At 72.1% G+C, this 5,758-nt stretch carries 4 protein-coding genes; all 4 read right to left on the bottom strand.

The annotated features are described in order from the left end of the window. Window positions 1-2,222, bottom strand: a 2,222-nt coding sequence (locus ACIRDX_RS19820) for a protein kinase (protein ID WP_396627168.1), incomplete at its 3' end; no start/stop codon positions are given. A gap of 50 nt (window positions 2,223-2,272) precedes the next feature. After that, the gene (gene aat / locus ACIRDX_RS19815) at window positions 2,273-2,875 is read right to left on the bottom strand and encodes a leucyl/phenylalanyl-tRNA--protein transferase (RefSeq protein WP_396627167.1); all 603 of its coding nucleotides are present in this window, start codon (window positions 2,873-2,875) and stop codon (window positions 2,273-2,275) included. Window positions 2,876-2,927: 52 nt separating this feature from the next. Beyond that, complete coding sequence (locus tag ACIRDX_RS19810) at window positions 2,928-4,076, bottom strand: lipocalin-like domain-containing protein (protein WP_396627166.1); 1,149 nt, start codon at window positions 4,074-4,076, stop codon at window positions 2,928-2,930. After that, window positions 4,073-5,758, bottom strand: a 1,686-nt coding sequence (locus ACIRDX_RS19805; protein ID WP_396627165.1) for an FtsX-like permease family protein, incomplete at its 5' end; no start/stop codon positions are given. The genes ACIRDX_RS19805 and ACIRDX_RS19810, both read right to left, overlap by 4 nt.

Genomic DNA, 5,758 nt, shown 5'->3' with positions numbered 1-5,758 from the left:
AGCCAACGGCCATCAGGCGACAGCGCGGGCGTCTGCTCGCTCGCCGGGCCATGCACGAGCACCGTCGGCGCCCCGCCATCGAGCGGCTTCATCCACACGTCCCACCCGGTCTCGACCCCTTCCTGCTGGAAGAGCAGGCGACGTCCGTCGGGCGTGACCTGCATCGGGAGCGCCGGGGCGTCGAAGGTCCAGAGCACGCGCTCGGGCCCGCTGCCATCGGCCGGCGCCGACACGAGCACCCCGGGCGGGGTGCGGTGCGAGAGGTAATAGACGCGGAGCCCGTCGGGCGACCACGTCGGCGCCACGTCGTGGGCCGGGTGCCGCGAGAGCCTGACCGGCGTGCCCCCTTGCATCGAGACCACCCAGATGTCCCGTCCGCCGCTGGCCGGATCGAGTTGCTCGTAGGCCACGCGCAGCCCGTCGGGCGACACCGCCAGGTCGCGCACGTCCGCCGCCGCGACGTCGCGCACCACCCGCCCATCATCGTCCACGACGCGTAGGGTACGCTGCGTACGCACGCCCCCGACGTAGGCGATGGCGCCCTGCTCCGCGACCGACACCTCCACGCGGTGCTCGTCATAGGGATCGGTGACGATCCCCGCTGCGAGCGGGCGAGGGTCGCCGACGAGCCGTGCCGTCCGGCCGTCGAGCCGCTGCACCTGCAGGACGCCGTCGCGGACGTAATAGAGGCGCGTCCCCTGCACGACGACGTTGGATTCGAGGGCGCCCTGCGCCTCACGAAACATCGCGTCCTTCTCGGCCACCACCTCGACGTCCGTGGCGTCGGGCGGCGCAGCCAGCGGACCGAGGTACACCGCTCGACGTCCGGTACGGGCATCGACGGCCGAGTACAGCACCTGATCGCCCTCGACGACGAACGACGGCCAGCGCAGCCCCGTGCGCACACCGGTCACCTGTCGACGCACGACGCGTGTCGTGCCGTCGGCCTGCAGCAGCACGAGGGACGCGCCGTTCTCGATCGTGTAGAGGATCCGGCCGTCGGGCGCCGCGGCTCCTGACGATGGCCGGCGGGCGGCGGCGACGAACTGCGGGGCGCCGCCGGACACCCGCACGCGCCAGAGCGACGTGCCGCCGAAGAAGTAGATCCACTGGCCGTCGTGGGAGAAGAACGGGTTGCGCGCCCCGAGCGCCGGCTCGAGGGCGGTCGACTTCTCGTCGTGCAGGGCCCGGACCCGCAGCCGACCGCCGGAGGTGTAGGCCAGCCGCTGGCCGTCCGGCGAGAACGCGACGCTCTCCACCGCATCGCCCTCGGGGGCGATGTCGAAGCGGACTTCCGGCGACGGCGGCTGTCGCGTCAGCCACGCGCCCAGCGCGATGCCCACCGCGACGATGGCGGTGGCCAGTGCCGTCGCGGTCGCGAGGCGGCGGGCGCGGCCCGACGACTCGACAGGCCTGGCGTCGGGCGCCGGGGTCCAGAGCGTCGCGAGCGCAGCCCCGAGGGCACGCGCCGACGGGTGACGCTGCGCAGAATCGGCCGACAGAGCACGCTCCACGGCGCGGAGGTACCCGATGGGCAGGTCGGCACGGATGTCGGCGAGCGGACGGAACGGTGCACCGGCCTCGGTGCGCCCGGACACGAGTCGGTGCAGGAGCGCGCCCACCCGCAGGACATCGCCGGCAACGCTCGGCGCACTCGCGGCGTCGCCTGCCGACGCCACGAAGGCCTGCGCCGGATCGTCAAGCGGGCGAGCCAGGTCCGGCAGCGCCTCGGTCACCGCGTCGCGCCCCGCGCCGAACGGCACCACCACGACGCGGCCGTTGCGATCGCGGACCACCTGGCGGGTCGACAGGTCGCCATGCCAGACGCCCGCGTCGTGCATGGCCTGGACGCCCTCGCAGACGTCCATGCCGATGATCGCCGCCTCGCGTGCGTTGAACCGCCCGACGTGCGCCAGCGTGGTCTCCAGGGTGTCGCCGTCGAGCGCCTCGACCCACACGCCGGTGAGGCCGCCCCTGCGCTCGGCGCCGAACACCGCCGCGAGATGCGGATGCCGGACCTTGGCGAGCGCGCGCGCGTCGTGCAGCAGGCTGCGCCCGGCCACATCGCCCGACGAACTGGAGACGGCGAGCACCACTTCCCTGCCGAGTCCAGGGTCCCAGGCGCGATACACGTGCCCGCGCGATCCCGGGCCGAGCGAACGGCGAATCGTCAGGTGTCCCCAGGCCTCGCCCGGGAGCAGGGTGGAAGCGTCTCGCGCCATGCGGCCGGCGCCAGTCTACATTCGTCGTGCCGCCGCGTTCCTGCTCGCGCTCACGCGGCCCCGTGGAAGGTGCACGCCAGCGGCAGTGCTGCTTCGAGCCGCGCCAGGTACTCCGCGCGTCGAATCTCGGTGCCGCCGAACTGGGCCAGATGCGGCGTCACCCATTGCGTGTCCAGCAACACGAAGCCACGGGCGCGCAACCGCTCCACCAGCGCGACCAGCGCCACCTTCGACGCATCGGTCGCCGTGTGGAACATCGACTCGCCGAAGAACGCGCCACCAAGGGCCACGCCATACAGACCGCCGACCAGCCGGCCCTCCTGCCATGTCTCCACCGAGTGCCCATGGCCGAGGCGATGCAACGCGACGTAGCTCTGGAGGATGTCCTCGGTAATCCACGTCTCGTCACGGTCGGCGCAGGCGCGCATCACGGCCTCGAAGGCCGTGTCGATCCGCACCTCGAAGCGGGCCTGCCGCACCACACGGCCGAGGCGCGAGGGCGCATGGAACGCCTCGAGCGGCAGGATGCCGCGAGGATCGGGCGAGAACCACTCGATCCGGCCACGCCGTCCCGTACCCATGGGGAACCAGCCCAGCGCGTAGGCACGCAGGAGCAGTTCGGCGTCGATGGTCTGACGAGTGCGGGAACGCATGGCGCCTGAAGGCTACGATACCTTTCCGAAGTCGGGCGACCGCACGGCAGCCCTACCGCATCACATCACTCATCCGTGCGCCGCTGTACCCGGTCATCTCCAGGTAGCCGACGCCGGAGGCTGAGCCCGCGACCCGGACCGCCCCCTCCCAGTACGTGACGTTGGTGGATCGGCGCGTCCGCAACTCCTGCGCGTCGACCGCGGCCGTCACGCGAAGATCGAGGCCCGCGCGAGGGACCGACAGGTCCCACTCGACCGGATACGACGCGCCACTGGCCGGCGACCGCCACGTGCGCCGCGGCGTGAGGGAGAAGTCGGTCACGGCCAACGCCGTGGTGCGGCCATCCTTCTCGACGAGTGTGCCGCTCGAGAACTGACTCGGCCGGCCGCTGTCGAGTCGCAGGGCGTACAGCATCAACTCACGGCCGTCCGCCAACTGCAGGGCGAACCAGTCCCAGCCGCGTGTCCCGGCGTCGAGGGCGCTGGTGCCGAACTCGTGGTCCATCCAGCTCGCGCCCTCCACGGCCACCGTCCGCCCATCGATCCGCATCGTCCCGGTCGTCGGCATGCGCGTGAGCGAGTAGTAGTGCGACGCGTTGCCGGCATCGACCCCCTTCCGACTGTAGCCACGGTCGCCCTGCAGGACCGGAGCCTTGCCGGGCGCGAGTGTCAGATCGAGCGCGAACGAGCCGGCATCGGCTACGAGGCGATGCCGGCCCTGGCCGTCCAACGATGCACGCCAGCCCTCGTTCCACACCTCGTATCGATCGCTCCGCGCACCGGCCCAGTGGACGCCGGCCCGGTTGAGTCGATCGGCGAAACGATGCCCCACGCCGCCGACGTCGGTGATGGCGATGTGGGTCATGTAGAGATCACGGACGGCGAAGGCCGACGGGTTGGCGGGCGCCGCGTCGACACCCACGCGAAAGAACGTGACCTGGTAGCCGTAGGCGCGACCGGAGGCGTCCCGCACATTCCCCGTGTAGTACCACCACTCGATGCGGTACTCCGGATGCGCCACGTGGTCCTCCGGCACGCGCACGGGTCGCGTCGGGGCCGCCCGCTTCCAGGGATCGACGCCGGACGCCTGCGACGACGCCGCCACCCGGGCGCCGCTGGGCACCGGCGACTGCCCGCTCGCGGTCGCTGCGGCCGCGAGGGCCATCGCCGACGCCACAGCCAGCCACCACCGGCGCGTCATTCGTCCTCCTCTGGGGCCGCGGGCTCACGCATGGCGCGCTGGGCCGGATACAGACCGGCCAGCAGCGTCGTGATCACGACCAGCACCGACATCTGGGCGAGCGACGCCCACGGAATCGACAGGTGGATCGTCCAGCCGAAGCTCTGGAGGTTGACCACGTACACGAGGATCAGCGCGAGCAGCAGGCCGAGGACGATGCCGGCGGCCTGGCTGATCGTGCCCAGCATCGCCGCCTCTGCCATCACCATGGCCCTCACCTGTCGCCGGCTGGCCCCCACGGCACGCAGGATGCCCAACTCGCGCTTGCGCTCGATCACCAGCGTCATCAGCGTGCCGACGATCCCCAGCAACGCGACGATGATCGCGATGACCTGCAGCGCGTAGGTGACGGCGAACGTGCTGTCGAAGATGCGCAGGACCTCGGCGCGCAACGCGCGGTTGGTGTAGATGAAGATGCCGTCGGCGCCATCGAGCCGTGCCAGCATGTCGGCGCGCACGGCGGCTGCCTGCTCGCCGTCGCGCAGGTACACGGTCAGGCCCGTCGGGCGCTGTGCGCCGAAGTGCTGGGTCATTGTCGCGGTATCCATCATGACGACGCCGCGATCCGCGGAGTAGTCGTAGTACACGCCGGTGACGGTGAACGTCACGGGGCCCGCCGGGGTCGCTAACGTCACGGCATCGCCCACGCCCTTGCGATACCGATTGGCGAAGGGCTCCGACACGACGACGGCATCGCGGCCGCGCGCCCGGTCGAGGGCTGACGCCGCGGGCCCGTCGGTGAAGCGCAGGCCTCCGACGCGCGCCTGCAGCGCGAAGTCGCCCGCCCCCATGTAGATGAGGCTGTTCTCGTACGGGACCGTCACCGTGTGGAAGGCATCGACGGCGGCCACGTCCGGATGGGCGCGCACCACGTCCTCGACGGCGCGCGAGATCGTCGGGGCCCGGGCGCCGCTGCGCCGCGACGCCGGTCCGACGAACAAGTCCGCCTTGAGGCTCTGCCCCACCCAGTCGACGACGGTCTGCCGGAAGCTGCCGACCATCACGGTGATGGCGACCATCATGGCGAGGCTCACGGCCAGCGCCGCCACGCTCACGGCGACACGGCCGATGGCGCCACCGAGTGCCGCGTGCGCCAGCCAGCCCCCGACGTCGAACAGGCGGTACCAGACGGCACGCCCGTGCCGCGCGGCGGACTGCAGGGCGAGCGGCATCAGCAGCGCCGCGCCGAAGACCAGCGCGAAGCTCGCGACGTAGCCCGCCAGCGGCAGGCCGCCGATGGGCGGCAACTGGCTGCACACGGCGGCCAGCGCCAGCAGCAGCACGGCGGCCCAGCGGCTGCGTCCCTGCCGCGCCGTCCGGGCGAGCACCCGGTCGGCGCCTCGGAGGACCGCCGTCGGCGGCACCGCAGCCGCCTCTCGCGCGGGCAGCCACGCGGCGAGCAAGGCCAGGGGCACACCGACCGCGATGGCCAACAGCACATCGCGCCAGCCGAGGGCTGCCGGCGCGGCGGCGGCCTGCACGTACAAGGTGTTGACCGTGCTCGACGTGAGGCCGATGGTCGCATCGGCCAGCAGTCGGGCCAGTGGAATACCGAGTCCCACGCCAAGCACGCCGAACATCGCCCCTTCGCCGAGGAACAGGGCCTGCACCTGGCGCCGGGTCACCCCAAGGGCCCGCAGGGT

Origin of the sequence: Luteitalea sp. (assembly GCF_044337415.1) — a bacterium.
In the GTDB taxonomy this organism is placed as follows: Bacteria; Acidobacteriota; Vicinamibacteria; order Vicinamibacterales; family Vicinamibacteraceae; genus Luteitalea.
This window is presented reverse-complemented; position numbering and strand designations above follow the sequence as displayed.

Bases quoted from the DNA above. Each gene is read 5' to 3' on its own strand.
- ACIRDX_RS19810 (WP_396627166.1), bottom strand. From the start codon at position 4,076: ATGACGCGCCGGTGGTGGCTGGCTGTGGCGTCGGCGATGGCCCTCGCG.
- aat (WP_396627167.1), bottom strand. From the start codon at position 2,875: ATGCGTTCCCGCACTCGTCAGACCATCGACGCCGAACTGCTCCTGCGT.